The sequence below is a fragment of the Bradyrhizobium sp. Kon37 genome (assembly GCF_055807535.1).
The window spans coordinates 53,923-79,206 of sequence record NZ_JBVVOY010000017.1 but is presented as its reverse complement, the minus strand read 5'-3'; the positions used below and the strand labels follow the sequence as shown (position 1 = coordinate 79,206).

General features: G+C 64.8%; 24 protein-coding genes. 12 read left to right on the top strand and 12 right to left on the bottom strand.

Annotated elements, in window-relative coordinates:
• Positions 1-162 precede the first annotated feature (162 nt).
• Positions 163-1,038, top strand: coding sequence for a diaminopimelate epimerase (gene dapF / locus AC0L3J_RS26625; protein ID WP_473348849.1), 876 nt, complete (start codon positions 163-165; stop codon positions 1,036-1,038).
• Entirely contained in the window at positions 1,038-2,291 is a 1,254-nt protein-coding gene (gene mtaB, locus AC0L3J_RS26620) for a tRNA (N(6)-L-threonylcarbamoyladenosine(37)-C(2))-methylthiotransferase MtaB (protein WP_473348848.1), read from the top strand. Before dapF ends, mtaB begins: the two co-directional genes overlap by 1 nt.
• 162 nt (positions 2,292-2,453) lie before the next feature.
• On the opposite strand, the gene AC0L3J_RS26615 is transcribed toward mtaB, so the two are convergent.
• Positions 2,454-3,563: a DUF2336 domain-containing protein gene (locus tag AC0L3J_RS26615; protein WP_473348847.1), complete on the bottom strand. Its 1,110-nt coding sequence runs from the start codon at positions 3,561-3,563 to the stop codon at positions 2,454-2,456.
• 136 nt (positions 3,564-3,699) lie between these two features.
• A complete protein-coding gene (locus AC0L3J_RS26610) occupies positions 3,700-4,401 on the bottom strand; it encodes an RluA family pseudouridine synthase (RefSeq protein ID WP_473348911.1) in 702 nt (233 codons plus the stop codon).
• A gap of 78 nt (positions 4,402-4,479) precedes the next feature.
• On the opposite strand from AC0L3J_RS26610, the gene ftsY reads away from it, so the two are divergent.
• A complete protein-coding gene (ftsY, locus tag AC0L3J_RS26605) occupies positions 4,480-5,427 on the top strand; it encodes a signal recognition particle-docking protein FtsY (protein ID WP_473297037.1) in 948 nt (315 codons plus the stop codon).
• A 3-nt stretch (positions 5,428-5,430) separates the two neighbouring features.
• Positions 5,431-6,033 carry a septation protein A gene (locus AC0L3J_RS26600; RefSeq protein ID WP_007598838.1) on the top strand — a complete coding sequence of 201 codons (603 nt, stop codon included), beginning with the start codon at positions 5,431-5,433 and terminating at the stop codon, positions 6,031-6,033.
• A gap of 178 nt (positions 6,034-6,211) precedes the next feature.
• On the opposite strand, the gene AC0L3J_RS26595 is transcribed toward AC0L3J_RS26600, so the two are convergent.
• From AC0L3J_RS26595 to ccmA, 5 genes are all read right to left on the bottom strand, one after another.
• Positions 6,212-6,805, bottom strand: coding sequence for a DsbE family thiol:disulfide interchange protein (locus AC0L3J_RS26595; RefSeq protein WP_473348846.1), 594 nt, complete (start codon positions 6,803-6,805; stop codon positions 6,212-6,214).
• Between the two features lie 24 nt (positions 6,806-6,829).
• Positions 6,830-7,015 (bottom strand): heme exporter protein CcmD, encoded by a 186-nt coding sequence (ccmD, locus tag AC0L3J_RS26590; RefSeq protein WP_106945552.1) that lies wholly within the window; start codon positions 7,013-7,015, stop codon positions 6,830-6,832.
• On the bottom strand, positions 7,012-7,800 hold the full coding sequence (locus AC0L3J_RS26585) for a heme ABC transporter permease (protein ID WP_473348845.1): 789 nt from the start codon (positions 7,798-7,800) through the stop codon (positions 7,012-7,014). The genes ccmD and AC0L3J_RS26585 overlap by 4 nt, the downstream gene beginning before the upstream one ends.
• 91 nt (positions 7,801-7,891) lie before the next feature.
• A complete protein-coding gene (ccmB, locus tag AC0L3J_RS26580) occupies positions 7,892-8,560 on the bottom strand; it encodes a heme exporter protein CcmB (RefSeq protein ID WP_106945554.1) in 669 nt (222 codons plus the stop codon).
• Between the two features lie 277 nt (positions 8,561-8,837).
• Entirely contained in the window at positions 8,838-9,440 is a 603-nt protein-coding gene (gene ccmA, locus AC0L3J_RS26575; protein ID WP_473348910.1) for a heme ABC exporter ATP-binding protein CcmA, read from the bottom strand.
• Between the two features lie 242 nt (positions 9,441-9,682).
• Between ccmA and acnA the strand changes: the two genes are divergently transcribed.
• From acnA to AC0L3J_RS26560, 3 genes are all read left to right on the top strand, one after another.
• A complete protein-coding gene (gene acnA / locus AC0L3J_RS26570) occupies positions 9,683-12,403 on the top strand; it encodes an aconitate hydratase AcnA (protein ID WP_473348843.1) in 2,721 nt (906 codons plus the stop codon).
• A 234-nt stretch (positions 12,404-12,637) separates the two neighbouring features.
• Positions 12,638-13,429, top strand: coding sequence for a DUF1223 domain-containing protein (locus tag AC0L3J_RS26565; protein ID WP_456766794.1), 792 nt, complete (start codon positions 12,638-12,640; stop codon positions 13,427-13,429).
• Between the two features lie 621 nt (positions 13,430-14,050).
• A complete protein-coding gene (locus AC0L3J_RS26560) occupies positions 14,051-14,419 on the top strand; it encodes a DUF2794 domain-containing protein (RefSeq protein WP_473348842.1) in 369 nt (122 codons plus the stop codon).
• A gap of 112 nt (positions 14,420-14,531) precedes the next feature.
• Here the strand turns inward: AC0L3J_RS26560 and AC0L3J_RS26555 are convergent, their stop codons facing one another.
• From AC0L3J_RS26555 to AC0L3J_RS26540, 4 genes are all read right to left on the bottom strand, one after another.
• Entirely contained in the window at positions 14,532-15,062 is a 531-nt protein-coding gene (locus tag AC0L3J_RS26555) for a GNAT family N-acetyltransferase (protein WP_473348841.1), read from the bottom strand.
• A gap of 224 nt (positions 15,063-15,286) precedes the next feature.
• Positions 15,287-16,078 (bottom strand): Bax inhibitor-1/YccA family protein, encoded by a 792-nt coding sequence (locus tag AC0L3J_RS26550; RefSeq protein ID WP_007598855.1) that lies wholly within the window; start codon positions 16,076-16,078, stop codon positions 15,287-15,289.
• Between the two features lie 270 nt (positions 16,079-16,348).
• Positions 16,349-18,919, bottom strand: a complete 2,571-nt coding sequence (locus AC0L3J_RS26545; RefSeq protein ID WP_473348840.1) for an ABC transporter permease — start codon at positions 18,917-18,919, stop codon at positions 16,349-16,351.
• Positions 18,916-19,638, bottom strand: coding sequence for an ABC transporter ATP-binding protein (locus AC0L3J_RS26540; protein ID WP_007604314.1), 723 nt, complete (start codon positions 19,636-19,638; stop codon positions 18,916-18,918). Before AC0L3J_RS26540 ends, AC0L3J_RS26545 begins: the two co-directional genes overlap by 4 nt.
• Before the next feature lie 55 nt (positions 19,639-19,693).
• Between AC0L3J_RS26540 and AC0L3J_RS26535 the strand changes: the two genes are divergently transcribed.
• Positions 19,694-20,329, top strand: coding sequence for an arylesterase (locus tag AC0L3J_RS26535; RefSeq protein WP_473348838.1), 636 nt, complete (start codon positions 19,694-19,696; stop codon positions 20,327-20,329).
• Between the two features lie 187 nt (positions 20,330-20,516).
• Positions 20,517-21,053, top strand: a complete 537-nt coding sequence (thpR, locus tag AC0L3J_RS26530; protein ID WP_007598862.1) for an RNA 2',3'-cyclic phosphodiesterase — start codon at positions 20,517-20,519, stop codon at positions 21,051-21,053.
• Between the two features lie 67 nt (positions 21,054-21,120).
• Here thpR and AC0L3J_RS26525 read toward each other — a convergent pair whose 3' ends face one another.
• Positions 21,121-21,375: a type II toxin-antitoxin system VapB family antitoxin gene (locus tag AC0L3J_RS26525; protein WP_354201509.1), complete on the bottom strand. Its 255-nt coding sequence runs from the start codon at positions 21,373-21,375 to the stop codon at positions 21,121-21,123.
• Positions 21,376-21,513: 138 nt separating this feature from the next.
• Between AC0L3J_RS26525 and zapE the strand changes: the two genes are divergently transcribed.
• The 3 genes from zapE to sucC all read left to right on the top strand — a co-directional run bounded on the left by zapE (position 21,514) and on the right by sucC (position 25,283).
• Positions 21,514-22,698: a cell division protein ZapE gene (zapE, locus tag AC0L3J_RS26520; RefSeq protein WP_473348837.1), complete on the top strand. Its 1,185-nt coding sequence runs from the start codon at positions 21,514-21,516 to the stop codon at positions 22,696-22,698.
• A gap of 202 nt (positions 22,699-22,900) precedes the next feature.
• Positions 22,901-23,869, top strand: coding sequence for a malate dehydrogenase (mdh, locus tag AC0L3J_RS26515; protein ID WP_007598869.1), 969 nt, complete (start codon positions 22,901-22,903; stop codon positions 23,867-23,869).
• A gap of 217 nt (positions 23,870-24,086) precedes the next feature.
• Positions 24,087-25,283 carry an ADP-forming succinate--CoA ligase subunit beta gene (gene sucC / locus AC0L3J_RS26510; RefSeq protein ID WP_007604323.1) on the top strand — a complete coding sequence of 399 codons (1,197 nt, stop codon included), beginning with the start codon at positions 24,087-24,089 and terminating at the stop codon, positions 25,281-25,283.
• The last annotated feature ends 1 nt before the right edge of the window (position 25,284 follow it).

The following is a 25,284-nucleotide window of genomic DNA, read 5'->3' as shown; positions in this document are numbered from 1 at the left end:
GCCGCACGTCCCGGTTTGCGCGAATTGCGCCGTTCTAACACGCGAGCGCCGAATTCGTCCCATGACAGATGCGTCATGGCAGCGTCCTGGCTCTCGGCGGCAAATCACTGGCCAAGAGGGCCAAGGATCGCCATATAAGGCGGGCGAAATTCGGGAATTTTCATGAGCGCGCTGGCCAACCACGCATTTGCCAAGATGAACGGCATCGGCAACGAGATCGTCGTTGTCGACATGCGCGATTCCACCTCGAAGGTCACCGCGGACGATGCCCGCGCGGTGGCATCGGCGCGAGGCGGCGTGACCTACGACCAGCTCATGGTGCTGCAGAAGCCGCGCTTCGAGGGCACCGAAGCTTTCATCAGCATCTACAACAGTGACGGCTCCGAGGCCGGCGCCTGCGGCAACGGCATGCGCTGCGTGGTGCGGCGCATCTTCGAGAAGACCGGCCAGACCAATGCGACGTTCGAGACGGCCGCGGGCCTGCTCAATGCCTGGCAGGGTCCGGCGCCGGAGCTTTATACGGTGGACATGGGCGCGCCAAAATTCGGCTGGCAGGACATTCCGCTCGACCAGGAATTCCGCGATACCCGCTACATCGAATTGCAGATCGGCCCGATCGACAACCCGATCCTGCATTCGCCCTCGGTGGTCAGCATGGGCAATCCGCATGCGATCTTCTGGGTCGATGACGTCAACGCCTACGACCTCGAGCGTTTCGGTCCGCTGCTGGAAAACCATCCGATCTTCCCCGAGCGCGCCAACATCACGCTCGCCCACATCGTCGATCCCCAGCACATCACGATCCGCACCTGGGAGCGCGGCGCCGGCCTGACCAGGGCCTGCGGCTCGGCCGCATGTGCCACGGCGGTCGCGGCGGCGCGGCTGAAGCGCGCCGAGCGCAATGTCGAGATCACGCTGCCCGGCGGCAAGCTCGGGATCGAATGGCGCGAGCGCGACGATCACGTGCTGATGACGGGCACGGCGACCTTCGAATATGAAGGCCGTTTCGATCCGGCGCTGTTCGCGCCGGTCGGCTGATGACCGTCGATATCGTCACCTTCGGCTGCCGCCTCAATGCCTTCGAGGCCGAGGTGATCCGCCGCGAGGCGGAAGGCGCGGGGCTCTCCGACACCATCGTCATCAACAGCTGCGCCGTCACCAATGAGGCGGTGGCGCAGGCGCGCCAGTCGATCCGCAAATTGAAGCGCGAGCGGCCCGGAGCGCGCATCGTCGTCACCGGTTGCGCGGCGCAGACGCAAAGCGGCATGTTCGCCGAGATGGCCGAGGTCGATCGCGTCGTCGGCAATGACGACAAGATGCGCTCGTCCGCATGGCGCGAGGCGCGTGCGGCGTTCGATCTCGGTGCGGGCGAAAAAATCGCCGTCAGCGACATCATGGCGGTGAAGGAGATGGCGCCGCATCTCGTCGACGGCTTTGCGAGCGGCCTGCCGCGCGTGTTCGTGCAGGTGCAGAACGGCTGCGACCATCGCTGCACCTTCTGCATCATTCCGTTCGGGCGCGGCAATTCGCGCTCGGTGCCGATGGGCGGGGTGGTCGATCAGGTCCGGGCATTGGTCGAGCGCGGCCATGCCGAGATCGTGCTGACCGGCGTCGATCTCACCAGCTACGGCGCCGACCTGCCGGGCGCGCCGAAACTCGGCATGCTGACGAAGCAGATTTTGCGGCATGTGCCGGAGCTAAGGCGCCTGCGCATCTCCTCGATCGATTCGATCGAGGCAGACAGCGATCTGTTGGATGCCATCGCCGAGGATTCGCGGCTGATGCCGCATCTGCACCTGTCGCTGCAGTCCGGTGACGACATGATCTTGAAGCGGATGAAGCGGCGGCATACGCGCGGCGACGCCATCGCGTTCTGCGACCAGGTCCGTCGCCTGCGCCCGGATATCGCGCTGGGTGCCGACATCATTGCCGGCTTTCCGACCGAGACCGAGGAGATGTTCTCGCGCTCGCTCGATCTGGTTGACGAATGCGGCCTGATCTTCCTCCACGTCTTCCCCTATTCGCCGCGTCCCGGCACGCCGGCCGCGCGGATGCCGCAGGTGGCGGGCGGTGCAATCAAGGAGCGTGCGAAGCGGCTACGCGCGGCCGGTGACGCTGCGCTTCTGCAGCGGCTGCAAACCGAGATCGGCGCCACGCGTGAGGTGCTGATCGAGAGCGACGGCCAGGGACGCACGCAGCATTATCTGCCGGTGGCGATTGCGGGCGAGCGTATCGGCAGCGTCGTGCCGCTGCGGATCGCGGGCAGTGATGGCGCGCGGCTGACGGTGTGACGGTTCCTTCCCTTCTCCCCATGTGGGAGAAGGTGGCGCGAAGCGCCGGATGAGGGGTTGCTTCCGCGTACTCAACTCAATGTGGACTCGCGGAGAGAGACCCCTCACCCGTCTCGCCGCTGCGCGGCGAGCCACCCTCTCCCACAAGGGGAGAGGGAAAAACTATAACGCCCGCACCTGCCAGAACCGCAGCGTCCGCCGCGCATTCTCCGGGGTCATGCGCGCGTAGTTGCTTTGAGCCCTTGCGATATCGGCCGGCTTCATCGCGCCGCTCGCAAAGCGGCTCTGAAGCACGGCCGCGGTGGTTTCCCAGCTGAGCTGCGCCGCCTTGCACGGCACCAGCAGGCCGTCCTCGCGCAGGCTTTGCATCAGCGGGCGAATCACTTCGACGGTCGATCCCGACAATGCCGCCAATGCGGCCACCGCTTCTTCATAACGCCGCTGCGTTGCGAAGCCGAGCAGCGTCGCTTCGCTGAGCTGGCCGGTCGCCTTCAGGCCTGCGACAGCGCGCTTGGCACCTTCGAAATCGCGGACCCCCGACATCTCGCGCTCGACACCGACGGTGACGGCGGCGATCGCGGTCTGGATCTCCTCGAACAGATGCGGCGGCGCGCGTGACAACAGCCGGGTCCGCACGGCATCGCTCGCCGAGCGCAGCAATTGACGGCGCAGGTCTGACGGCAGATCGACGCGGACGCCGACGCTGACCGCGAGTTCGGGATCGGCCTCGGCCTGTCCGACGATGACGGCAAATCCGTTTCCGGACACGCGCGCGCCGGGATTGGCGGCGAGCCGCCGGCTGACGCTGGGATAGCGCCGCGCCAGCAATGCATCGGTGACGATCTCCTTCAGCCACCAGCGCCCGGCGACCGCGAGCAGATGCGGCTCGCCCTTGCTGGATGCGATCTGCACCAGCGCGCCGTCATCGAGGCGCGCGGATTCCTGCAGCACGGGACCGGCGATGCGGATTTCGTCATTGTTAGCGAGGCGGCGAATGACCGATGGCGGCGCCTGCGCGATCGGCGCGAGCTGCGCGCTGATCTCGGCGAGCGCTACGCGCGCGCCCATGTCGGCGATGGCCCGGAGCTCGATGGTGCCGATCAGGCGATCCAGCACATCGTCAAACAGTGCGATCTGCTCGTCATCGAAACTGCCGGCGGAGGACAGGAACAGGTCGGTGACACGGCGGGCGGTCGCCAGGCCCTTTTCCGCGGAGCCAGTCCGAAGCGCGGACTCGACCTCGTCGATGATCGATAATTCGGCCGTGGACATGACGCGCAGCTCGTCCTGAGCAGATTGACGGAAGCTTGTTCTAAGCAACCGCTATCATTAGCGACGAGCACTGAACGTTTCGTAAACTATAGGGAGCGCTGCGCGGCCTCCTCACCATGAGGAGCGAGCAGTTGGGCTACTCCCCGTTCCACCCGCAGGCGCGGAGCCGCTCGTGCATGTGGGGCGGGGCCGGCGCCACCACGCGAACCGGCTCCTTGTTGCGGGAGATCGGCACCACGATCTCGCGGGAATGCAGGTGCAGCTTCGGCTCGCCGAAGCGCGGGCCGTTGCCGTAAATGTTATCGCCGAAGATCGGCCAGCCGGTCGCCGACGAATGCACCCGCAATTGATGGGTCCGTCCGGTCACCGGTTCCATGGCGAGCCAGGTCAGGCCGTCGCCCCGGCCCATCACCTTCCAGTTGGTGGTGGCCTTCTGGCCCTCGGGATCGGGCTTCTGCCACCAGCCGCGCTCGGCATTGAGCCGTCCGAGCGGCATGTCGATGGTGCCTTCGTCCTCGGTGGGGCCGCCCTCGACGATGGTCCAGTAGGTCTTGCCGATCTTGCCATGCTTGAACAGCAGGCCGAGCGAGGCCGTCGCCTTGCGATGGCGGCCGAGCACCAGGCAACCGGAGGTGTCCTTGTCCAGCCGGTGGGCCAGCACCGGCGGCCGCGGCAGGCCGAAACGGAGCGCGTCGAAGGAGGTTTCCAGATTGGCGCCGCCCTTGGGTCCGCGATGCACCGGCAGGCCGGCCGGCTTGTCGATGACCAGCATCAATCCGTCGCGATGGAGCACGCGGCCTAAGATTTCGTCGGCGGTCAATTCGGGAACATCGAGCAATTGCAAGACTTTCGTTATCGGCGAGACTTTCGGTCAAGACTTTCGTTTGCGAGCCGGAACGGCTAACACACCGCCACCATGAACGATACCACCCCCGAGACCCCCAAGCTGAGCTGGTGGCGCCGCCTGTCCGACGGGCTGAAGCGCACCTCGTCCTCGCTCGGGACCGCGGTCGCCGACCTCGTCACCAAGCGCAAGCTCGACCGCGCCATGCTCGACGACATCGAGGACGTGCTGCTGCGCGCCGACCTCGGCACCTCGGTCGCGGTGCGGATCGCGGATGCGGTTGGCACGGGGCGCTATGACAAGGCGATCTCGGCGGACGAGGTCAAGGACGTCGTCGCGACCGAGGTCGAGAAGGTGCTGGCGGCGGTGGCCAAGCCGCTCGAGATCGACGCCGGCAAGAAGCCGTTCGTCATCCTCGTGGTCGGCGTCAACGGCTCCGGCAAGACCACCACCATCGGGAAACTCTCGCAAAAATTCGCATCCGAAGGCCGCAAGGTGATGCTGGCCGCCGGCGACACGTTTCGCGCCGCAGCGATCGAACAGCTCAAGGTCTGGGGCGAACGCACGAAGACGCCCGTCATATCGGGTGCGCAGGGCTCGGATTCGGCGAGCCTCGCCTTCAACGCGCTGACGGCGGCGAAGGAGCAGGCCGTCGACGTGCTCCTGATCGACACCGCCGGGCGCCTTCAGAACAAGGCCGAGCTGATGAACGAGCTCGAAAAGGTCGTGCGCGTCATCCGCAAGGTGGACGCGACTGCGCCGCATGCGGTGCTGCTGGTGCTGGACGCCACCGTCGGCCAGAACGCACTATCGCAGGTCGAGGCCTTCCATCGCACCGCCGGGGTGACCGGTCTCGTGATGACGAAGCTCGACGGCACCGCCCGCGGCGGCATTCTGGTGGCGCTCGCGGAGAAATTCAAACTGCCGGTGCATTTCATCGGCGTCGGCGAAGGCGTCGACGATCTCGCGCCGTTCACCGCGCGCGATTTCGCCCGCGCGATTGCCGGAATCGAAAGCTGAAGAATGGACAAGACCCAGCCGCACCCGCTGTTCAAGCTTGCCACCGAGCTCGGTCCGCTGCTCGTGTTCTTCTTCGTCAATGCGAAGTTCAATCTGTTCGCCGCGACCGGCGCCTTCATGGTCGCGATCGTTGCGGCGATGATCGCCTCCTATGTGGTGACGCGCCACATCCCGATCATGGCGATCGTGACAGGCGTCATCGTGCTGGTATTCGGCACGCTGACGCTGGTGCTGCATGACGAGACCTTCATCAAGCTCAAGCCGACCATCATCTACGCTTTGTTTGCCGCGATCCTCGGCGGCGGCCTGTTGTTCGGCCGCTCCTTCATCGCCGTGATGTTCGACCAGATGTTCAATCTGACGCCGCAGGGCTGGCGCATCCTGACGCTGCGCTGGGCGCTGTTCTTCGCCGGCATGGCGGTGTTGAACGAGATCGTCTGGCGCACCCAGAGCACCGACTTCTGGGTCAACTTCAAGGTGTTCGGCGTCACGCCGATCACCATGATCTTCGCCATCGCCCAGATGCCGCTGACCAAGCGCTATCACCTCGAGCCGGCGTCGCTGGAAGCGAGCGAGGCCGAGGCGGGGGACGTGCGGAAGGGGTGAGCTCTTTCAGCTCGCTACACACTCAACTGTCATCGCCCGCGAAGGCGGGCGATCCAGTATTCCAGAGACGGCAGTGAGATGCGGAGAGGCCGCGGCGTACTGGATGCCCCGCCTTCGCGGGGCATGACAGCGGTGTGCGAGGCTGACTCCTTTGCTCCGCTCGCAATGACGGTCTTCGCTACGACCCCGCCTTCAACGCCTTCTCCATCTGCGGCAGCAACACCGTCCGCAGATTGTCCGGCGTGATCGGCCCGACCAGCTTGTAGACGATGGTGCCTTCGCGACCGACGACAAAGGTCTCCGGCACGCCATAGACGCCCCATTCGATCGAGGCGCGGCCGTTGGCATCGACGCCGACGTGGCCGAACGGATTGCCGTAGCGCCCCAGGAAGCGCCGCGCATTGTCGGCGGCATCCTTGTAGTTGATGCCGACGAGCTGGAAGCGCTTGTCTTTTGCCAATTCGGTCAGCAGCGGCGCCTCGTCGTGGCACGGCACGCACCAGGACGCCCAGACATTGACGAGGCTGACCTTGCCCTTGAACGCAGCGGGATCGAGGCCGGGGATCTGCGCGTTGTCAGCCTGCAATCCCTCGAGCGGCGGCAGCATGGTCTGCGGCGCGGGACGTCCGATCAGCGCGGACGGGATCCGCGAGGGATCGCCGCTGCCGAGCCGGAACCAGAACAGCAGCGCCAGGCCGATGAAGGCGATCAGCGGCAGCACCATCAGGAAGGTGCGGCGCTGTGGCGGAGCGGACGTCGATTGCTCGCTCATGATTGATCTCTCATACTTGATCTCTCATGGCCGATCGGTCGCGCTACGGCCGGAGCGGCGGGTCACGCCGCTGCGCTCGAGTTCGCGCAGGCGCTGTGTCTGGCTACGATAATCGAGCACGATCCAGCCGATCAGGATCACGACCACAAGGGCGGCCGCGGCATAGGATGTCACGATGAACGACGCGTAGGGACCGAGCGACATGATCATGCAGCCCCGACTTCGTTTGACGTGCTGCCTTCGCGCGAGCCGGTGCCGACTTCTGAAAACGCCACACGGCTTGCCTGCATCATCTGCAGCGAGCGGACACGGCGGCGCAAAATTTCGTTGCGCATAGCCGCGATATGCAGCGTGACGAACAGCAGGGAGAACGCGACCGCCATCACCAGCAGCGGAATCAGAAACGATTTGTCGAGCGACGAGCCACCCATCCGCATCACCGAGGCCGGCTGGTGCAGCGTGTTCCACCAGTCGACCGAGAACTTGATGATGGGCAGGTTGAGCGCGCCGACCAGCGTCAGCACGGCGGCGGCGCGCGCCGCGCGGGAGGGATCGTCGACCGCGCGCCACAGCGCCATCAGGCCGAGATACATCAGGAACAGGATCAGGACCGAGGTCAGCCGCGCGTCCCATTCCCAATAGGTGCCCCACATCGGCCGGCCCCACAGCGATCCGGTCAGCAGCGCGAGGAAGGTGAAGCTGGCACCGATGGGCGCTGCCGCTTTGGCGGCTACGTCGGCGAGCGGATGCCGCCACACCAGCGTGCCCAGCGAGGCAATGCTCATCACGCCCCACACGAACATCGACAGCCAGGCATTGGGCACGTGGATGAACATGATCTTCACCGTCGCGCCCTGCTGATAGTCATCGGGCGCGGTGGCAGACTGATAGAGCCCGATCGCGAGCAGGATGATTGTCGCGGCCGCAAGCCACGGCAGCAGCCGCGCGGTCAGCGCGAGGAACCGTGTGGGGTTGGCGAGGTCGATCAGCGTCATGGTATCCTGATAATCACAGGTAAGCGCTCACGCAATCAGCACGAAAGTCCGCAGCGAAAGTTGATCGGGGTCAAAGTCAGTCCAGCCCATCTCAATCCAGTCCATGCTTCAGGCTCGCCGCGGCCGCGAAGGGGCCAATCACGAGGCTGACCAGCGACAGCGCGCACAGGATCGAGAACGGCGCGCCGAACGTCATGGGGCCGACGATCGCCGCCTGCGAGGCCGCGACCCCGAAGATCAGCACCGGTATCGACAGCGGCAGCACCAGGACCGCCATCAGCAAGCCGCCCCGATGCAGCGTCACCGCCAGCGCCGCACCGATCATCCCGGTAAACGTCAGTGCCGGGGTGCCGGCGAGCAGCGTCAGCGCCACCGCGCCGGTTGCGACCATGTCGAGGTTGAGCAGCAGGCCGAGCACGGGGGTTGCGACGATCAGCGGCAGGCCGGCGGCCAGCCAATGCGCCAGCGCCTTCGCCGCGCAGGCGAGTTCCAGCGGGGTCCGGCTCATCGTGATCAGGTCGAGCGAACCGTCCTCGTGGTCGGCCATGAACAGCCGGTCCAGGGTCAGCAGGCTCGCCAGCAGCGCCCCCAGCCACAGGATCGCCGGCCCGAGCCGCGACAGCAGCGCCAGATCCGGCCCCACCGCAAACGGCATCAGCACCACCACGGTCAGGAAGAACAGCACGCCAATCAACGCCCCGCCGCCGACGCGGAGCGCGATCCGGATGTCCCGGCGAATGAGGGCAGACAGGGCGGTCATGGCGTGACTCTTCGTGGGGAGCGGCTGCGTCTAACGGCTTCGAGCCGCGGGCCCAGTGCGCTCCCTCCCCCCTTGTGGGGGAGGGCGGGGGAGGGGGGTAGCCCCGGGAGAGATGCCGATCGTTCGTCGGCGAGCAGCAACCGATAGCCCGCTTTTTCAGTGCTTGAACCGAAAGAGTGTCGCCCGTGGCACCCCCCTCCCTGACCCTCCCCCACAAGGGGGGAGGGAACGGAGAGATCGGAGTTCGGCCGCTTGGAAAACTGAGGGTCCACGGGAATCATGCCATCCCCCCGATCCGCAGCTCCCGCGAATCGATCCCGAGGGGGGCGTGGGTGGCGGCCACGATCAGGCCGTCGCGGCTGAGGTGCTCGCGCATCAATCCGGAGAACATGTCCTGTCCCGCGACATCCAGCGCCGTGGTCGGCTCGTCCAATAGCCAGACCGGCCGGCGGACGGTCAGCAGGCGGGCCAGCGAGAGCCGGCGGCGCTGGCCGGCGGACAGGAAGGCGGCGGGCAGATCGGCAGCATGGTCAAGCCCGACGGTGGCGAGGCTGTCGCCGGCATCGAAACGCTCGCCGCCCAGGAAATCGGCCCAGAATGTCAGATTCTCCGCCACGCTCAGGGCCGGCTTCAGGGCGTCGCGATGGCCGAGATAGTGGCATTGTTCCGGCAATGTCAGCTCGGAATCGCCTCCGTCCAGCGCGATCGTGCCGCCCGCCGGAATGAGCAGGCCCGCGATCAGCCGCAGCAGCGAGGTCTTGCCCGATCCGTTGCGGCCGACGACCGCCACGGCTTCGCCGGAGCCGGCCCCGAAATCGAGCCCGGCAAACACCTCGCGGCCGCCCCGCACGCATGTGACCCCATGTCCGGAAAGCTGCATCTCGCCTCGTACCAGCCCGCTCAACGTCAGGCCTCAGGAAAACTTGGGGTAGCGTATGGGAATTTTTGGCTCGCGGATTGCCGCGGCACGTTTGTGGCTGTGGCGGCGCGGTTAGAAAGCTTCTATAAGCCCGGAACTACTTGATGCAGCAACTCAACCTGCCCCTGCAAGCGACTCAGCCTGCCTACGCTGACGGTGTTAAAATACCCTGCCGGGTATAACTGACAATTGGGATTTCCTACATGACCTCGCTCGACAGCTTCAAATGCAAAAAGACCCTCAAGGTCGGCGCCAAGACCTATGTCTATTACAGCCTGCCCACGGCCGAGAAGAATGGTCTGAAGGGAATTTCGAAACTCCCCTACTCGATGAAGGTCCTGCTCGAGAACCTGCTCCGCAACGAGGACGGCCGCTCGGTCAAGAAGGCAGATATCGTCGCGGTGTCGAAATGGCTGCGCAAGAAGTCGCTGGAGCATGAGATCGCCTTCCGCCCGGCGCGCGTGCTGATGCAGGATTTCACCGGCGTGCCCGCCGTGGTCGATCTCGCCGCGATGCGCAACGCGATGCAGAAGCTCGGCGGCGATGCCGAGAAGATCAATCCGCTGGTGCCGGTCGACCTCGTCATCGACCACTCCGTGATCGTGAACTTCTTCGGTGACAACAAGGCCTTCGGCAAGAACGTCACCGAGGAATACAAGCAGAACCAGGAGCGCTACGAGTTCCTGAAATGGGGCCAGAAGGCGTTCTCGAATTTCTCCGTCGTGCCGCCCGGCACCGGCATCTGCCATCAGGTCAATCTCGAATATCTCTCCCAGACGGTCTGGACCAAGAAGGAGAAGATGACGGTCGGCAAGAAGACCGGCACCTTCGAGGTCGCCTATCCCGACTCGCTGGTCGGCACCGATTCCCACACCACCATGGTCAACGGTCTTGCCGTGCTCGGCTGGGGCGTCGGCGGCATTGAGGCGGAAGCCTGCATGCTCGGCCAGCCGCTGTCGATGCTGCTGCCCAACGTCGTCGGCTTCAAGCTGAAGGGCGCGATGAAGGAAGGCGTCACCGCGACCGACCTCGTGCTGACCGTGACGCAGATGCTGCGCAAGCTTGGCGTCGTCGGCAAGTTCGTCGAGTTCTTCGGCCCCGGCCTCGACCATCTCTCGGTCGCCGACAAGGCGACGATCGCCAACATGGCGCCCGAATATGGCGCGACCTGCGGCTTCTTCCCGGTCGATGCCGCCGCGCTCGATTATCTCAAGACCTCCGGCCGCGCCTCGGCGCGCGTCGCGCTGGTGCAGGCCTATGCGAAGGCGCAAGGACTGTTCCGCACCGCCAAGTCGCCCGATCCGGTGTTCACGGAGACGCTGACGCTCGACCTCGGCGACGTCGTGCCCTCGATGGCCGGCCCGAAGCGCCCCGAAGGCCGCATTGCGCTGCCGTCCGTGGCCGAGGGCTTCTCGCTCGCGCTCGCCAGCGAATACAAGAAGGCCGAGGAGCCGGAGAAGCGCTTCTCCGTTGACGGCAAGAAGTTCGACATTGGCCATGGCGACGTCGTGATCGCCGCGATCACCTCCTGCACCAACACCTCGAACCCGAGCGTGCTGATCGGCGCCGGTCTGCTGGCGCGCAACGCCGCCGCGAAGGGCCTCAAGGCCAAGCCGTGGGTGAAGACCTCGCTCGCCCCGGGCAGCCAGGTCGTGGCCGCCTATCTCGCCGATTCCGGCCTCCAGGCCGATCTCGACAAGGTTGGCTTCAACCTGGTCGGCTTCGGCTGCACCACCTGCATCGGTAATTCCGGTCCGCTGCCGGAGGAGATTTCGAAGTCGATCAACGACAACGGCATCGTCGCGGCTGCGGTGCTCTCCGGTAACCGCAACTTCGAAGGCCGCGTCTCGCCGGACGTGCAGGCGAACTATCTGGCCTCACCGCCGCTCGTGGTCGCTCACGCGCTCGCGGGCACCGTCACCAAGAACCTCGCTGTCGAGCCGCTCGGTGAAGGCAAGGACGGCAAGCCGGTCTACCTGAAGGACATCTGGCCGACGACGAAGGAGATCAACGCCTTCATGAAGAAGTTCGTGACCGCGGCGATCTTCAAGAAGAAGTATGCCGATGTGTTCAAGGGCGACACCAATTGGCGCAAGATCAAGACGGTCGAGAGCGAAACCTATCGCTGGAACATGAGCTCGACCTATGTGCAGAACCCGCCCTATTTCGAAGGCATGAAGAAGGAGCCGGAGCCGGTCACCGACATCGTCGAGGCCCGCATCCTCGCCATGTTCGGCGACAAGATCACCACCGACCACATCTCGCCGGCCGGTTCGATCAAGCTCACCTCGCCCGCCGGCAAATATCTCAGCGAGCACCAGGTGCGTCCGGCCGACTTCAACCAGTACGGCACGCGCCGCGGCAACCACGAAGTCATGATGCGCGGCACCTTCGCCAATATCCGCATCAAGAATTTTATGCTCAAGGGCGCGGATGGAAATATCCCTGAGGGCGGTCTGACAAAACACTGGCCCGACGGCGAGCAGATGTCGATCTACGACGCCGCGATGAAGTACCAGCAGGAGCAGGTGCCGCTGGTGGTGTTCGCCGGCGCCGAATACGGCAACGGCTCCTCGCGCGACTGGGCCGCGAAGGGCACGCGTCTGCTCGGCGTGCGTGCCGTGATCTGCCAGAGCTTCGAGCGCATCCACCGCTCCAATTTGGTCGGCATGGGCGTGCTGCCGCTGACCTTCGAGGACGGCACCTCCTGGTCCTCGCTCGGCCTGAAGGGCGACGAGAAGGTCACCCTGCGTGGTCTCATCGGCGATCTGAAGCCGCGCCAGAAGCTGACCGCCGAGATCGTCTCCGGCGACGGTTCGCTGCAGCGCGTTTCGCTGCTCTGCCGCATCGATACGCTGGACGAGCTCGAATACTACCGCAACGGCGGCATCCTGCACTACGTGCTGCGCAAGCTCGCGGCGTAAGCGCGGATTTGTGAACGGTGGCTCACTGCGAAGTGAGTAGTAGGTTACACGAAGGCGGCCTATCACAAGGCCGCCTTCACGCGTTTGCGGCAGGCTTCAGATGGGCCCGCCCGGCGGAGAACCTCACGCTTTGGACGGTTACTTTGGCGGACGAAAGTGCGAGGCCCGTAAGACTACGGTGACCATCCGGCGGTAAGATTTCCCTCTCACGAGCAATGGTGTGCGGCGTTCGACATGACAACAATGACGGCTTCTCATCTGGTTTCACGCAACGTGATCTCGAGGTGGTCCGGCGCCCTCTGGTCGGGTGCTCTTGGTCTCTGTGCGATCGTCGCCGTCATTCGTCCTGCCGAGGCTGACCCCCGCGCCGTTGTCGAATTGTTTACCTCGCAGGGCTGCTCCTCCTGCCCGCCGGCCGACAAGATCATCGGCGACCTCGCCCGCGATCCCTCGATCATCGCGCTGAGCATGCCGATCGACTATTGGGACTATCTCGGCTGGAAGGACACATTGGCCGATTCGCGCTTCTCTGCACGGCAGCGTGCCTACTCGCGCATGCGCGGCGACCGCGAAGTCTACACGCCGCAGGTCGTGGTCAACGGCTCCACGCATGTCGTCGGCAGCGACCGCACCGGCATCGAAAGCGCGATCGGCAAAACCGACAAGGGCACGGGCGTGATGAGCGTGCCGGTGACGATGTCGCTCGCGGGCAAGCAGATCAACGTCTCGGTGGCCGCGAGCAACGAGCCGACGGCGTCCCACGGCGAGGTCTGGATCTGCTCGATTGCGAAGTCGGTGCCGATCGCGATCAGCCGCGGTGAAAATCGCGGACAGCAGGTGATCTATCACAACGTGGTGCGCAATCTGCTGAAGGTCGGCGACTGGACCGGCCGTCCGGAAAGCTGGACGGTGCCGATCGAGAACCTCACGCGCGACGGCGTCGACGGTGCTGTGGTCTATGTCCAGGACGGCAGCCGGGAAAAGCCGGGCCCGATGCTGGGCGCGGCGTATACGTCGCTGCACTAACGCGCACACTTCGAATCTTCCGATTCAAGCACACTCTCAATCCTCATGTGAGGAGCGCGCTCTTGCGCGCGTGGCGGACGATGCTGCGCATCGCCGCGAGAACCATGCAGGCCTTGCTGAGGCAGCTCGGCCTCGATCCTTCGAGACGCCGCTTCGCGGCTCCTCAGGATGAGGGGAGGGAGTGTTCTCGCTGATGAGGAAAAAGTCCGTCGAAGCGGAAACATCCCGACACAAACAAAACCGACCCCAAACAAAAAAGGACCAACTCGCGTTGGCCCTCCTTGTCGTGCGAACAGACCCGATCCTAACGGCCCCGGGGGGCTGGGGGCTGAGGAATCCGGAACCGAAAGGACCGGGTCAACGCACATAGGTCTTTTCGCAATGCAGGGCGGCAGTCGCTTGGCGGAAAAGCGGCGACACTATGATTCCTGCTAACGATCCCGTGACGGTTTGCCGCGACAGAGTTCCACCGCTGCGTGTGGGCGGATCTGCTCCGATTCGAGTCCTTACAGGGCCCCTTGCGGTGGGGAACAGTTGGCGCGATCATGCAACTGTCATGATCCGCGGTTCCGGGGACGGTCTTCGCGGACGCGGTCATGCTGATGCGACAGGAGGCGGCCTATGAGTCTGTCGGAGGATGCCGATCCGAGCGAACAGCGCGGGGCGGCGCGCCCCGCCGCTTCGAATGCGCAACTGAGCCGCGTGACGTTCAACCGGCTCGAGCTGCACCGTATTCTCAATCTCTACGGCCGGATGGTCGCCGACGGCGAGTGGCGCGACTACGCCATCGACTTCCTCAGGGATCGCGCCGTGTTCTCGGTCTTTCGCCGCGCGTCGGAAGTGCCGATCTATCGTATCGAGAAGGATCCGCGTCTCGCGCGCAAGCAGGGCATGTACAGCGTGATCTCGGCGACGGGTCTGATCCTGCGCCGCGGCCACGAGCTCGAGCGCGTGCTCCTGGTGATCGATCGCAAGCTGGCGGTGGTGTAGCGGCGCGCTCGGTGCTGTAGGGTGGGCAAAGGCGCATCGCGCCGTGCCCACCATCTTTCGTCAAACGCGTTGGCTATGGTGGGCACGCTTCGCTTTGCCCACCCTACGAGACCTATTTTGCCGGCACGCTCTTCGCGCCCTCACCAAGATCCCGCTGCATCATCACCGTGTCCAGCCAGCGGCCGAATTTCAGCCCGACGCTGGGATGCGTGCCGATCATCTTGAAGCCGCCTTTGGTGTGCACGCCGATCGAGCCGGCATTGGCGGAATCGCCGATCACGGCGATCATCTGGCGGAAGCCGCGCGCCTCGCATTCAACGATCAGCCGCTCCAGCAGGAGCGCTCCGAGGCCGCGGCGGTGGAATGCTGGATCGAGATAGATCGAGTTCTCGACCGTGAAGCGGTAGGCCGGTCGCGGCCGGTAGGCGCCGGCATAGGCGTAGCCGGCGACGCGCCCGTCGAGGATGGCGACGAAATAGGGATAGCCGCCGTCGATCAGCGTTCGGTAGCGGCGCGTCATCTCGGCGAGGTCGGGCGGCTCCAGCTCGAACGTCGCGGTGCCCTCGCGGACAGCCTGCTGGTAGATGGCGGTGATGGCGGGAAGGTCGGCCTCAGTGGTGGGCCTGATTTCGGGTGCGGACATGGGGCAAGATTAGAGCCTTCCCGGGACGACTGGAAGAGGCAACGGTGCTTCCTCATACTCCGTCATTGCGAGGAGCCCTTGCGACGAAGCAATCCAGAAATGCACCGGCGGAGGGACTCTGGATTGCTTCGCTGCGCTCGCAATGACGCTGGGTGTGGAGAGGCCAGCCCAAACAAAAACCCCGGCCTTTCGGCCGGGGCTGGTGTCGTCGCTATGGCTGGCGCTTAGTCGCGCTGGCCGAGGAGCTGCAGGAGCAGCGTGAACAGGTTGATGAAGTTCAGGTACAGCGACAGCGCGCCGGTGATGGCCGCACGCTCTGCGATGTCACCGCCGGCCGAGGCGTAGCCGTAGATGTAGTCGTTCTTCAGCCGCTGGGTATCCCAGGCGGTGAGGCCCGCGAACACCAGCACGCCGACCACCGACACGACGAACTGCAGCACCGAGCTCGCCAGGAACAGGTTCACCAGGCTCGCGATGACGATGCCGATCAGGCCCATGAACAGGAACGAACCCATTCCGCTCATGTCACGCTTGGTGGTGTAGCCGTAGAGGCTGAGCGCGCCGAAGGTCGCCGCGGTGATGAAGAACACCCGCACGATCGAGGTGTGCGTGAACACCAGGAAGATCGAGGACAGCGAGACGCCCATCAGCGCCGCGAACACCCAGAACAGGATCTGGGCGGTCGAGGGAGCGAGACGGTTGATGCCCGCCGAGATCACGAACACCATCGCGAGCGGCGCGAGCATGAACAGCCACTTCAGCGGGCTGACGAACATCGCGTAGCCGAACGGCGTCAGGAACAGCTTGCCGACGCGGACGGCTTCCGGGGTCGGAACATCCGTCACGGCGGCCATGTAGACGCCGAGCGCGGCAAGGCCTGTGATGGCCAGGCCGATGCTCATGTAGTTGTAGATGCGCAGCATGTAGGCGCGCAGGCCGGCATCGACCGTCGCGGCGTCAACACGCCCGGCGGCCCTGCCGAAAGGAGAAGCGTAATTGCGGTCTAGGTCCGACATGGTCGAATTCCCGTTGGTTGGTCCGGTCCGGCATGAGGGTCGCCATGCCGCCGGTTCGTCAAATTCTATCTCGGATACCGATGTCTGCCGACTAAATTTTGGCTAACAATCGGGGCTCCGAACCCATTCGATATGTGGGAAACTAACACATCCGCTGCAACCGTCCACGCGCGGCTGAATGTCGCCCTTCCCTGCAATCCTGGCGAGCGGACGTGGTTAATCGCTGGAATCGTGCGATTTCGCTCCCGCGCACCCGCCCGCTACCATTTGTCACAAATTCCGCAACACCGTGGCAGGCTTTTTGTTCAACGCCAGCAGCGTGCCGGCGAGACCCAGGCCGACCGTGACGACCAAGGCAGCCGCGACCACGCCGGCGGCGCTGCCGCCCTGCCAGACGAAGGTGAGGGTCATCAGCCGGGTCACGATCATCCAAGCCGCGACGCTGCCGGCGAAAACGCCGAACATTGCGGTGGCAAGTCCGATCAGGAGGTATTCGAGGGCATAGGCGCCGAGCAGCCGCAGCCGGGTCGCGCCCAGGGTCTTGAGGATCACCGCATCGTAGACCCGGTGGCGATGGCCGGCGGCGAGCGCGCCGCCCAAAACCAGGATCGCCGAGATCAGGGTCACCGCGCTGGCGCCGCGGATTGCCAGCGCCAGGTTGGTCACGACCGAGCCGACCGTCTCCATCACCTCGCGCACGCGCACGCTCGTCACCATCGGATAGGCGTCAGCGACATCCTTGATGATCTTGCCGTCGCCGGCCGCATCGCCGCCGGCTTCCGTCAGCGTCGCGATGTGGGTGTGCGGGGCACCCTTGAATGCGTTCGGCGAAAACACGAGGACGAAATTGATGCCGAGGCCCTGCCAGTCGATCGTGCGCAGATTGCTGATCTTCGCGGGGATGTCGCGGCCGAGGATATTGACCACGACCTCGTCGCCGAGCTTGAGGCCGAGTCCGTCCGCGATCTTCTTCTCCATCGAGACCAGCGGCGGCCCGGAATAATCGGCGCTCCACCACTCGCCCTCGACCACCTTGGAGCCTTTCGGCAGCTCGGCGGTATAAGTCAGGCCACGGTCGCTCTGCAGCACCCACTCGGAATCGGTGCTGGGCTTGAGCTCCTCGGCGCGGACGCCGCGGGCTCCGACTATGCGCCCGCGCAGCATCGGCACGTCATCGACCTTCGCGCCAGGGGCGATCTGGCGCAGATATGAGTCGAACTGCTCGGCCTGCGTGCTCGGAATGTCGATGAAGAAGAACGATGGCGCGTGCTCGGGCAGTGCCGCCAGGAACTGCCGGCGCAGATTGCCGTCGATCTGGGTGATGGTGACGAGCACGGCGAGCCCGAGGCCCAGCGACAGCACGACGGAGGGCGTCAGCGCGCCCGGCCGGTGGATGTTGCCGATCGCAAGTCGCAGCATCGGCCAGCGCGTGCGCGGCAGCCGCCGCGCGATCGTCATCAACAGCGCGGCAATGCCGCGCAGCAGCGCGAACACGACCACGGAGGAGGCCACGAACACCGCGGCGATGCGCTTGTCGAAGGACAGCCCGATCACGACCGCGATGAGCAGCGCGATCACGACGGCCATGAAGACGAGATAACTCCAGCGTGGCCGATGCCATTCGGAGCTGATGGTGTCGCGGAACAGGGCGGCCACCGGCACGTCGTGCACCCGCCCGAGCGGCCACAGGCCGAAGGCAAGCGCCGTGAGCAGCCCATAGACGAACGACAGCGCGAGCTCGTCGGCATGCACCGCCGGCACCACCGGCAGCGGCAGCAGCTTGCCGAACAGGCCGACGATCGCGAAGGGCATCGCGGCGCCGAGCGCGAGGCCGATCGCCGAGCCGATCGCTGCGAGCAGCAGAACCTGGGCGAGATAGATGCCGAACACGTCGCGCCCCGTGGCGCCGACGGCCTTGAAGGCCGCGATCACCTCGAGCTTGTGGTCGATATGGGCCTTGACGGCATTGGCGACACCGACGCCGCCGACCAGCAGCGCGGCGAGGCCGACCAGCGTCAGGAACTGCGTGAAGCGGTTGATGTTGCGCTCGAGCTGCGGCGAGGCATTGGAGCGGCTGCGGACCTCCCAGCCGGCCTGCGGCGCGGCGTTGCGGGCGTCCGCGATGAAGGCGTCGGTGGCGCGCTCGCTATTGGCGATCTCCGGCAGCTTCACACGATAGACCCAGCGCACCAGGCTGCCGGGCTGGACCAGCCCGGTGGCGCGAAGGCCCGCCTCGCTGATCAGGAAGCGCGGGCCGAAGCCGATGCCGCCGGCGAGCTTGTCAGGCTCGGTTTCGACGGCGCTGCGGATCTGGAACGTGGCAGCCCCGACGGTGACGCGATCGCCGGTCTTGAGCGACAGCCGCGCCAGCAGTGTCGGATCGGCGGCCGCTCCGAACGCGCCGTCGCGCTCCGCGAGCAGGTCGGACATCGGCAGCGGTGGCGCCAGCGTCAACTGGCCGAGCATCGGATAGGTGTCGTCGACCGCCTTCATCTCGACCAGCGCCAGCTTGCCCTCGGCCGAGCGCGCCATGCCGCGCAGTGTGGCGGCGCTCGAGACGGTGCCGCGCGAACGCAGGAAGGCGACTTCCTCCGGCTTCGCCTCGCGCTGAAACAAGACGAACGACACGTCGCCGCCGAGCAGCGTACGGCCCTCGCGGGCGAGGCCGTCGCTCAGGCTGGCCGAGACCGAGCCGACGCCGGCGATCGCCATCACGCCGAGCGCGATGCAGGCAATGAAGACGTAGAAGCCGCGCAGGCCGCCGCGTAATTCGCGCAGCGCGTAGCGCAACGACAGCGCGACGCCGTTGGGCTTCGCGAACGGTTCGGCAGCAGCGCTCATGCCGGCGCCGACTGTGTGTCGATGCGCCCGGAGCGCAGGCGGATCACGCGATCGCAGCGATGCGCGAGCGAGGAATCATGCGTGACCAGCACCAGTGTCATGCCGCGCTCGGCATGCTTGCTGAACAGGAGGTCGACGATCTGTTGTCCCGTGGCTTCGTCGAGATTGCCGGTGGGCTCGTCGGCAACGAGGATCGCGGGGTCGGGTGCCAGCGCGCGGGCCAGCGCGACGCGCTGCTGCTCGCCGCCGGAGAGCTGCGTCGGATAATGATGCAGACGGTCGCCGAGCCCGACTGATTGCAGCTCCTGCGCCGCGCGCTTTGCGGCGTCGGGATTGCCGGCGAGCTCGAGCGGCACCGCGACGTTCTCCAGCGCCGTCATGGTCGGGATCAGATGGAAGGACTGGAAAACGATGCCGACCTGGCGGCCGCGGAAGCGGGCCAGCGCGTCCTCGTCGAGGGCATTGAAAGGCGTGCCGCTGACCACCACCTCTCCGCTATCAGGACGCTCCAGCCCCGCCATCACCATCAGCAGCGTGGATTTGCCCGAGCCTGACGGGCCGATCAGGCCGATCGTCTCGCTCCGGCCCACGCGCAAGCTGATATCCTTGAGAATGTGAACGCGTGCCGCGCCCGTGCCCAATGACAGATTGACGTTGGAGATGGCGATGGTGTCCGCCGAGCTGTCGGCGAGCGAAGAGGAAGAGATGCGAGTATCCATGGTCCGGTCATATGGCAACTCCGCACGCGCGGTCGAGAGGCGTTACGGATTGTTCATGCACATAGCCGTGTTGATGTTCGCTTTGATGACGGTCGCAAATCCGGCATGGGCCGAGGCGGCGAAGCCGATCAAGCTGGTGGTTCTCGGCGATTCCCTGAGCGCCGGCCTCGGCCTCCCGGCCCAGCACGCGTTCCCCACCAAGCTTCAAAAAGCCTTGCAAGACAAAGGCATAGAGGTCGGCATGACCAATGCCGGGGTCTCCGGCGACACCTCCTCGGGTGGCCGTGACCGGCTCGACTGGTCGGTCCCCGACGGAACCGACGGCGTGATCATCGAGCTCGGCGCCAACGATGCGCTGCGCGGCATCGATCCCGATTTGACGCGCGCCGCGCTGAGCGAGATCGTCCAGCGCCTCCAGGCGCGCAAGATCGCGGTGATGCTGTGCGGCATGCTGGCGCCGCCGAATTACGGCGCGGACTATGCCGCGCGCTTCAATTCGATTTATCCGGATCTGGCGAAAAAATTCGGCCTGCCGCTCTATCCGTTTTTTCTCGACGGTGTCGCGGCCGATGCCAAGCTCAACCAGGCCGACGGCATTCATCCGACCGCGGCCGGCGTCGACATCATCGTCAAGAATATCTTGCCCACGGTTGAGGCATTCATTGGCACGATAGCTGAGCAGCGGCGTTGAAAAGCAGGCAGCGCCGACCGTAACTCCCAGGGTTTTACCGGGGTGAGGCGCGCGATGCTTCGCAGAGTCACACAACTGCGATAGGAATTGAGGTACCGGTGATTCGTCGCCGGCTCTAAAATTTGGATATGATCTTGCCTTGGGATCTTGCCCTCGGATCATGCCCAAGCATCGGGAGTGCGAAACGATGCCGCGTTTGTTCACTGGTCTGGAAATTCCGGCCGAGATTGGCCAGTCGCTTTCCAATTTGCGGGGCGGCCTTCCCGGCGCCCGCTGGATCGATCCCGAAAATTATCACGTCACCCTGCGCTTCATCGGCAATATCGACGGCATGTCCGCCAACGAGATCGCCTCGATGCTGTTTCGCGTCGACCGCAAGCCGTTCGAGGTGAAGGTGCAGGGTTTACAGAGTTTCGGCGGACGCAAGCCGCGCGCGGTGGTCGCCACCATCGTGCCGAGCAAGCCGCTGATGGAATTGCAGGCCGAGCTCGAGCGCCTGATGCAGCGGATCGGCCTCGACCCTGAAGGCCGCAAGTTCATCCCGCATGTCACGCTGGCCCGGCTGCACGACGCCACCGACCGCGACGTCGCCGATTATCTCTCGCTGCGCGGCTATTTTCCCAGCAAGGCGTTCACGGCCGAACGTTTCGTGCTGTTCTCGTCTCGCGCCTCCACCGGCGGCGGCCCCTATGTGGTCGAGGACGCCTACGAGCTGTGTGAGTGAGTCTGGCTCGCAGAAGATGGAGCGACGCCGACCCATATGGCGCGTAGATGCCTAGCATCGACTGAAGTCAGAATGGCAATCCGTGTTCGTCGTATCCAACTATTTCGTCGGGCATCCGGTCGGCTAATACAGGCAGCTCGCTCCAGCGTCGACGGATTGCGGCCATATCCTCCAAAAGAGCAGTTTTGCAGTACTGATTGTCGATGCGCCTGAGGCGCTCTTCGATAGCTCGCGTCGTAGCAAGGGCAACCGTCTCGCCAGTGAGTTGCGCCAGACGCCTCGCGAGACGTTCGACCTCGGAGTCCTCGATACTAAGGGCCATGCCAGGAACCTCGAAGTAGTCGCTTTAGCCCTGTGATATCTCAATTATTCGCCTCCGACCACGTGGATGTGGGTGCGCGCATAAGCCTTTGCGCCAATACGGAGTTGCAATTTCCGCTCATCTCTGGCGGTAAAGAGCATGCTCTCGACCCCCAGTTCCTCATTTCGCGAGGCCTATCAGGCCCAGATCGCGTCCGGCGCGATCGAGCCCGATGCCGCCCAGGCCGAAATTGCCGACGCCTATGCGGCGCTCGATCAGCGGCTCGCCGATTACAAGCCGGCGCGCAAGCAGGGCCTGCTCAGCCGCCTGTTCAGCAGCGACAAGGACGAGGCGCCGCACGGGCTCTACGTCCATGGCGAGGTCGGTCGCGGCAAGACCATGCTGATGGATCTGTTCTTCCAGCACTCGACCGTCGAGCACAAGCGGCGCGCGCATTTCCACGAATTCATGGCCGAGGTGCACGAGCGCATCTACGATTTTCGCCAGGGCATCGCGCGCGGCGAGATCGCCGACGGCGACGTCATCGCGCTGACCGCGCATGCGATCTTCGAGGAGAGCTGGCTGCTCTGTTTCGACGAATTCCACGTCACCGACATCGCGGACGCGATGATCCTCGGCCGCCTGTTCGCAAAGCTGCTGGAGCTCGGCACCGTGGTGGTCGCGACCTCCAACGTCGCGCCTGACGACCTCTACACGGGTGGTCTGAACCGTTCGCTGTTCCTTCCCTTCATCAGGCAGATCACCGACCACATGGACGTGCTGCGGCTCGACGCGCGCACCGACTTCCGGCTGGAAAAGCTTCAGGGCGTGCCGATGTGGCTGACGCCGGCGGACACTGACGCGGACGCCGCGCTCGACCGTGCCTGGTCGAAGATGTCAGGCGGCGCCAAATGCAAGTCGCGGGATATTTCGATCAAGGGCCGCATCCTGCACGTGCCGTGCTCGGCCCACGGCGTGGCGCGCTTCGCGTTCGCCGATCTCTGCGAGAAGCCGCTCGGCGCATCCGACTATCTCAGGCTGGCGCACGATTATCACACCATCCTGGTCGACCATATTCCAGTGATGGACATCTCCCAGCGCAACGCCGCCAAGCGTTTCATCACGCTGATCGACACGCTCTATGACAATGCCGTGAAGCTGATGGCCTCGGCCGATGCCAACCCGATCTCGCTCTATCTTGCCAACGAGGGCAACGAGGCCAACGAGTTCAAGCGCACCGCCTCGCGCCTGATCGAAATGAGCTCGGAATCCTATCTGGCGCTGCCCCACGGCCGCAAGGATTCGACCGCCAGCGGCTCGACCAAAGGTTTGGTTGAGACTTAAAGGGTCCGGTGGAGACTTAAGTCCTATTTGCCAGCGCTGTCATTCCGGGCTCGGCGCTTCCCAAGCCCCGGAATGACGGGGATGCGCTTGAATACGCGGCAAGCCCGACAATTGGGCAACCCGTGACTTGAACGGGGGAGGCGAAAGGGATAACCACCCGTCTCAGTTTTCCCCTCCTTACGTGTCTAAAGGACAGGCTCACATGGCGCGCGACAAGATTGCTTTGATTGGCTCCGGTCAGATCGGCGGAACGCTGGCTCATCTCATCGGCCTGAAAGAGCTGGGCGACGTGGTGATGTTCGACATCGCCGAGGGCGTGCCGCAGGGCAAGGCGCTCGACATCGCACAGTCCTCGCCGGTCGACGGCTTTGACGCGCACTACACCGGCGCCAACTCCTACGAGGCGCTCGACAACGCAAAGGTCTGCATCGTCACCGCCGGCGTGCCGCGCAAGCCCGGCATGAGCCGCGACGACCTCCTCTCCATCAACCTCAAGGTCATGGAACAGGTCGGCGCCGGCATCAAGAAATACGCCCCCGACGCTTTCGTCATCTGCATCACCAACCCGCTCGACGCGATGGTCTGGGCGCTGCAGAAGGCCAGCGGCCTGCCGCACAAGAAGGTCGTCGGCATGGCCGGCGTGCTGGATTCGTCGCGCTTCCGCTACTTCCTGGCCGACGAGTTCAACGTTTCGGTCGAAGACGTCACCGCCTTCGTGCTGGGCGGCCATGGCGACACCATGGTGCCGCTGGTAAAATACTCCACTGTCGCCGGCATCCCGCTGCCCGATCTCGTCAAGATGGGCTGGACCTCGCAGGCGCGCCTCGACGAGATCGTCGACCGCACCCGCAACGGCGGCGCCGAGATCGTCAACCTGCTCAAAACCGGCTCGGCTTTCTACGCGCCGGCGGCTTCCGCGATCGCGATGGCCGAGAGCTATCTGCGTGACAAGAAGCGCGTGCTGGCCTCGGCCGCCTATTTGAACGGCGAATACGGCGTGAAGGACATGTATGTCGGCGTGCCCGTCGTGATCGGCTCCAAGGGCGTCGAGCGCGTCGTCGAGATCGAGCTCGTCGGCAAGGACCGCGAAGCCTTCGACAAGTCGGTCGGCGCGGTGCAGGGTCTGGTTGACGCCTGCAAGAAGATCGCACCCGACCTTCTGGGCCGCTAAGGTCGAAACATTCCGCCGAAGATCGAAAACCGGTCTTCGGCGGTTTCATTTCCGGGGTCCGCCAAACCTTGTTTAAGGTTGGGGCGGGTCCTGGTCCGCAAGTCCAGAGATCGATGTCAGAGAATCCGGGTTGCAGTTCCTGTGGTATATGGTATGCCAGCCACAAGACTGAGGTGGGCCTACGAGGTCACCGCCCGCGGGTTCAGGGAGCGACCAAATGAATATCCATGAATATCAGGCCAAAGCGCTGCTGAACGAGTTCGGCGTCGCGATCTCCAAGGGCGTTCCGGTCCTGAAGGCCGCTGATGCGGACGCGGCGGCAAAGGCCCTTCCGGGCCCCGTCTGGGTCGTGAAGAGCCAGATCCACGCCGGCGGCCGCGGCAAGGGCAAGTTCAAGGAAGCATCCGCCGGCGACAAGGGCGGCGTGCGCATCGCCAAGTCGGCCGCGGAGGTTTCCGAATTCGCCAAGCAGATGCTCGGCGCCACGCTCGTCACCATCCAGACCGGCCCCGCCGGCAAGCAGGTCAACCGCCTCTACATCGAGGACGGCTCCGACATCGACAAGGAATTCTACCTCTCGATCCTGGTCGATCGCGAGACCTCCCGCGTCTCCTTCGTGGTGTCGACCGAGGGCGGCGTCAACATCGAGGACGTCGCGCACAACAGCCCTGAGAAGATCGTGACCTTCTCGATCGATCCCGCGACCGGCATCATGGGCCATCACGGCCGCACCGTCGCGAACGCGCTAAAACTCTCCGGCGATCTCGCCAAGCAGGCCGAGAAGCTCACCGCGCAGCTTTACGCTGCGTTCGTCGCCAAGGACATGTCGATGCTGGAGATCAACCCGCTGGTCGTGACCAAGCAGGGTCAGCTCCGCGTGCTCGACGCCAAGGTGTCGTTCGACGACAACGCCTTGTTCCGTCACCCCGAGGTGCTCGCGCTGCGCGACGAGACCGAGGAAGACGCCAAGGAAATCGAGGCCTCGAAATACGACCTCAACTACGTCACCCTCGACGGCAACATCGGCTGCATGGTCAACGGCGCCGGCCTCGCGATGGCGACGATGGACATCATCAAGCTCTACGGCATGGCGCCGGCGAACTTCCTCGACGTCGGCGGCAGCGCCAGCAAGGAAAAGGTCGCGGCCGCGTTCAAGATCATCACGGCCGATCCCAACGTGAAGGGCATCCTGGTCAACATCTTCGGTGGCATCATGAAGTGCGACGTGATCGCCGAGGGCGTCACGGCCGCCGTTCGTGAAGTCGGCCTCAGCGTGCCGCTGGTGGTTCGCCTCGAAGGCACCAACGTCGAGCTGGGCAAGAAGATCATCCGCGAGTCCGGACTGAACGTGGTGCCGGCCGACAATCTCGACGACGCCGCGCAGAAGATCGTGAAGGCCGTCAAGGGAGGCTGAG

What these genes read in the sequence shown, in the direction of transcription:
- thpR (WP_007598862.1), top strand. Translation starts at nt 20,517, where the DNA reads ATGCCGCGTTTGTTCACTGGTCTGGAAATTCCGGCCGAGATTGGCCAG.
- ftsY (WP_473297037.1), top strand. Translation starts at nt 4,480, where the DNA reads ATGAACGATACCACCCCCGAGACCCCCAAGCTGAGCTGGTGGCGCCGC.
- sucC (WP_007604323.1), top strand. Translation starts at nt 24,087, where the DNA reads ATGAATATCCATGAATATCAGGCCAAAGCGCTGCTGAACGAGTTCGGC.
- acnA (WP_473348843.1), top strand. Translation starts at nt 9,683, where the DNA reads ATGACCTCGCTCGACAGCTTCAAATGCAAAAAGACCCTCAAGGTCGGC.
- AC0L3J_RS26555 (WP_473348841.1), bottom strand. Translation starts at nt 15,062, where the DNA reads ATGTCCGCACCCGAAATCAGGCCCACCACTGAGGCCGACCTTCCCGCC.
- AC0L3J_RS26615 (WP_473348847.1), bottom strand. Translation starts at nt 3,563, where the DNA reads ATGTCCACGGCCGAATTATCGATCATCGACGAGGTCGAGTCCGCGCTT.
- AC0L3J_RS26600 (WP_007598838.1), top strand. Translation starts at nt 5,431, where the DNA reads ATGGACAAGACCCAGCCGCACCCGCTGTTCAAGCTTGCCACCGAGCTC.
- AC0L3J_RS26595 (WP_473348846.1), bottom strand. Translation starts at nt 6,805, where the DNA reads ATGAGCGAGCAATCGACGTCCGCTCCGCCACAGCGCCGCACCTTCCTG.
- AC0L3J_RS26560 (WP_473348842.1), top strand. Translation starts at nt 14,051, where the DNA reads ATGAGTCTGTCGGAGGATGCCGATCCGAGCGAACAGCGCGGGGCGGCG.
- dapF (WP_473348849.1), top strand. Translation starts at nt 163, where the DNA reads ATGAGCGCGCTGGCCAACCACGCATTTGCCAAGATGAACGGCATCGGC.
- AC0L3J_RS26540 (WP_007604314.1), bottom strand. Translation starts at nt 19,638, where the DNA reads ATGGATACTCGCATCTCTTCCTCTTCGCTCGCCGACAGCTCGGCGGAC.
- mdh (WP_007598869.1), top strand. Translation starts at nt 22,901, where the DNA reads ATGGCGCGCGACAAGATTGCTTTGATTGGCTCCGGTCAGATCGGCGGA.
- ccmB (WP_106945554.1), bottom strand. Translation starts at nt 8,560, where the DNA reads ATGACCGCCCTGTCTGCCCTCATTCGCCGGGACATCCGGATCGCGCTC.
- ccmD (WP_106945552.1), bottom strand. Translation starts at nt 7,015, where the DNA reads ATGATCATGTCGCTCGGTCCCTACGCGTCGTTCATCGTGACATCCTAT.
- AC0L3J_RS26585 (WP_473348845.1), bottom strand. Translation starts at nt 7,800, where the DNA reads ATGACGCTGATCGACCTCGCCAACCCCACACGGTTCCTCGCGCTGACC.
- AC0L3J_RS26565 (WP_456766794.1), top strand. Translation starts at nt 12,638, where the DNA reads ATGACAACAATGACGGCTTCTCATCTGGTTTCACGCAACGTGATCTCG.
- ccmA (WP_473348910.1), bottom strand. Translation starts at nt 9,440, where the DNA reads ATGCAGCTTTCCGGACATGGGGTCACATGCGTGCGGGGCGGCCGCGAG.
- AC0L3J_RS26525 (WP_354201509.1), bottom strand. Translation starts at nt 21,375, where the DNA reads ATGGCCCTTAGTATCGAGGACTCCGAGGTCGAACGTCTCGCGAGGCGT.
- mtaB (WP_473348848.1), top strand. Translation starts at nt 1,038, where the DNA reads ATGACCGTCGATATCGTCACCTTCGGCTGCCGCCTCAATGCCTTCGAG.
- AC0L3J_RS26545 (WP_473348840.1), bottom strand. Translation starts at nt 18,919, where the DNA reads ATGAGCGCTGCTGCCGAACCGTTCGCGAAGCCCAACGGCGTCGCGCTG.
- AC0L3J_RS26550 (WP_007598855.1), bottom strand. Translation starts at nt 16,078, where the DNA reads ATGTCGGACCTAGACCGCAATTACGCTTCTCCTTTCGGCAGGGCCGCC.
- zapE (WP_473348837.1), top strand. Translation starts at nt 21,514, where the DNA reads ATGCTCTCGACCCCCAGTTCCTCATTTCGCGAGGCCTATCAGGCCCAG.
- AC0L3J_RS26535 (WP_473348838.1), top strand. Translation starts at nt 19,694, where the DNA reads ATGCACATAGCCGTGTTGATGTTCGCTTTGATGACGGTCGCAAATCCG.